The 263-nt window shown below is 42.2% G+C and carries 1 protein-coding gene; it reads left to right on the top strand.

What is annotated here, in order from left to right; genetic code table 11:
- On the top strand, window positions 1-263 hold a 263-nt coding region (locus HMPREF2805_RS03365), incomplete at both ends, for a transposase (protein ID WP_148131585.1).

The following is a 263-nucleotide window of genomic DNA, read 5'->3' as shown; positions in this document are numbered from 1 at the left end:
GAACATAAGGAAGTATTTGCCTATTCTGCTCAAGTTGCTTGCGATAAGCATGGTTGGGCCTTAGCTTATACGGTTGAAGCAGGAAATGTTCATGACAGTCAGGCTTTCCCTGCCTTATTTTCAAAGTTAGAGCCTTTCTCCCCACGCTATATTATTGCGGATTCAGGCTACAAGACCCCAACTATTGTCCATTATTTATTAGAACGTAACATCATCCCTGTCTTTCCTTATACTCGTCCAAAGGGAGTAAAGGGGAACTTAAG

This window comes from Streptococcus sp. HMSC034E03 (assembly GCF_001811505.1).
GTDB lineage: Bacteria > Bacillota > Bacilli > Lactobacillales > Streptococcaceae > Streptococcus.
Note: the sequence above shows the minus strand (reverse complement) of the source record. Positions and strands in the feature narration are given on the sequence as shown.